Raw genomic sequence first — 2,747 nt, 5'->3', positions numbered from 1 at the left:
GCCGCCCTCACCCTCGGCGGTGAGCAGCCCGTACGTTCCGGCGCAGACGCCGAGCAGACCGCCGAGGGTGAGGGCGGCGGTGGTCCGGCGGACGGACGGCGGGACCTCGGCGCTGCGGCCGTAGCCGCGGGCGTCCATCGCGGCGGCGAGGGCGACGGAACGCTCCAACGCGCCCTCCAGGACCGGCAGTCCGACGTGCAGGAGGCCGCGCAGCCCCTTGTCGGGGCGGCCGCGCAGACGGCGGGCGGCACGTAGGCGCTGGACGTCGGCGATCAGGTTCGGGGCGAAGGTCAGCGCCACGACGACGGCCACGCCCATCTCGTACAGGGCGCCGGGGAGGGACTTGAGCAGGCGGGAGGGGTTGGCGAGGGCGTTCGCGGCGCCCACGCAGATGAGCAGCGTGGCGAGTTTCAGGCCGTCGTACAGGGCGAACGTGAGGGCTTCGGCGGTGACCCGGCCGCCGAGGCGGATGCCCTGCGCCCAGTCGGGGAGCGGGACTTCGGGAAGGTGGACGATCACGTGCGTGCCGGGGATGGGGGAGCCGAGGACGATCGCGAAGAGGAGGCGGACGAGCAGCACGGCGAGGGCGAGCTTGACGAACGCGCCGTAGGAGCGGGCCCAGGGGGCGTTCGGGCGGCGGGTCGCCACGACGTACCCGGAGACCGTGACGAGCAGGGCGAGCAGCAGCGGGTTGGTGGTGCGGGTGGCGGCGGTGCCCAGGGCGAGGGCCCACAGCCACCAGGCGCCGGGGTGGAGTGGGGTGCCGCGGTGGCGGGAGGCGGGGACGTCCGGCGGCACCGGGACGGCGGTGCCGGAACGTCCCCGCGGGCGGGCGTCGCTAGCCACGACGGCGTACCTGCCAGGTCGCCGCCGCACCCAGGAGCACCACCACCGCGATCCCGGCCACCAGGCCCAGGGACGGACCGCCGCCCGAAGAGCCGGAGGAGCCCGGGGAATCGGAGGAGCCGGGGGAATCGGAGGAGCCGGGGGAATCGGAGGAGCCCGAAGAGCCCGAAGAGCCCGACGGGTTCGGGGTGTTCTCCTCGCCGGGTGCCGGGGCGTTCTCGCCCGACACCTGTTCCCCGCAGCCCTTCTCCGGATACCCCGCGATCGCGCACAGCAGGGCGCTGGTGTCGTAGCGCAGGGGCTTGGCGACGGCGGCCAGGGCGTCGGCGGTCGTCGCGTCCGGGGAGACCCGGGCGCAGGCCGTGCGGCCCGCGGGCGGGGTCTCGCCGGCGGGGGCGTCGGCGGGCGTGCCGAAGTCGATGACCAGGGCCACGCGCTTCTCGCCGTCCCGCGGCGGGGTCTCGGCGCAGATGGCGGCGAAGTCGGCGGTGCCGCGGGGCTTCGCCGCGTCGGCGGAGTCCTCGCTGACGGAGAAGCGGAAGCCCTGGACGTCGCCGTCGGAGGGACGGGCGAGGGACGGGCCCTGGGTGGCGTACGTCCATGCCCCGCCGTCGCGCTCCCAGAAGGACCAGTAGCGGTAGCCGGTGGCCTGCGCCTGGCCCGCGCCCGCCAGCAACGGCAGGAGCGCGGCCAGGAACAGGACGACGGTGCGGCGTATCACGACTGCCGCTTCTTCGCGCGGCCGCTGATCAGGAAGCCGACGCCGACACCGGCGACCAGGCAGACGCCGACGAACCACCAGATGCCGAAGCCGGAGTCCTTCTCCTCCTGCTGCTTCTTCTCCGCCTCGTCCTTCTCCCCCTTGCCGTCCTGGTCCGCCTGGGCGGCCGGGCCGGTCGCGGTGAGCTGCGCCACCAGGTCGGTGCCGCCGAAGTCGCGCGGGTCGGCGCCGGTGGCGTGGGCGGCGAGGATCAGCTGGGCGTAGGCGGCGGGGCCGCTCTGGGCGGCCCAGTCGGCGGCGTTCTTCTCCAGCCAGGCCAGGGACGCGGTGGCCGGCTCGGTGGAGCCCTGCGCGGCGAGCGCGACGACCGCGTCGGCGGTGTTGCCGTAGTCGGGCTGGTCCTCGGCGCCGGCGAGGGCGGAGGTGAGGTGGCCGTCCTCGGCGAGGGCGGAGGCGAGGTGGGCGGCGCCGTTGGCGGCGGCCTGCTCGGGGGTCGCGGCCTTCTCGCAACCGGCCTTCGTCTTCGCTTCCCCGCCCGGTTCGACGACCAGGCCCTTGCCGAGCGAACCGAGGACGCCCGCCGCGGTCGCGTCCGCGTTGGCGACCAACTCGCCCTTCTTGTCCGGCTGGAAGGCGAAGGCGCCCGCGCCGTCGGCATCGCACGGGAGCGCCAGCTTCAGCAGGGCGTCGTAGGGGGACTTGCCGTCCTTCTTCACGTCGGCCGGCCGCTCGCCGGCGGCGGTCAGCGCGCCGATGACGACGGAGGTGGAGTTGGTGTCGCTGTCGCCGCCCGCCGTGTAGCCCCAGCCGCCGTCCTCGTTCTGCACGGACTTCAGCCAGTCGACGGCCTTGTCCGTCACGGCGTCGTGGCCGCCGAGCGCGGCGAGGGCCTGGACGGCGGCGGCGGTCTGGTTGGTGTCGACCATCGTCTTGTCGTCGCACGCCTTCGCGGTGTCGGCGCGGTACGGGGCGAAGGAGCCGTCGGCGCACTGCTGCCCGGCCAGCCAGTCGACGGCCGGCTTCGGCGGCTCGACGCCCACCGCGTGCTGCGCGAGCAGGGCGAGCGACTGGCGCCAGACGCCGTCGTACTGCGGGTCCCCGTCGCCGTACAGGGCGGACGGGAGCGCCGCCCGGGACGGCGACGGGGAAGGGGACGCGTCGGCGGCGGCCGGCGCGGCGG

3 protein-coding genes are annotated in these 2,747 nt (G+C 75.6%); all 3 read right to left on the bottom strand.

What is annotated here, in order from left to right:
• A partial coding sequence (locus tag B7L92_RS37965; RefSeq protein WP_081241627.1) for an energy-coupling factor transporter transmembrane component T occupies window positions 1-846 on the bottom strand: 846 nt, incomplete at its 3' end.
• On the bottom strand, window positions 839-1,567 hold the full coding sequence (locus tag B7L92_RS37960; RefSeq protein WP_081241626.1) for an SCO2322 family protein: 729 nt from the start codon (window positions 1,565-1,567) through the stop codon (window positions 839-841). The genes B7L92_RS37965 and B7L92_RS37960, both read right to left, overlap by 8 nt.
• Window positions 1,564-2,747, bottom strand: a 1,184-nt coding sequence (locus tag B7L92_RS37955) for an SCO2321 family membrane protein (RefSeq protein ID WP_081241625.1), incomplete at its 5' end; no start/stop codon positions are given. The genes B7L92_RS37960 and B7L92_RS37955, both read right to left, overlap by 4 nt.

This window comes from Streptomyces viridosporus (assembly GCF_002078235.1).
Classification (GTDB): Bacteria; Actinomycetota; Actinomycetes; order Streptomycetales; family Streptomycetaceae; genus Streptomyces; species Streptomyces viridosporus.
Note: the sequence above shows the minus strand (reverse complement) of the source record. Positions and strands in the feature narration are given on the sequence as shown.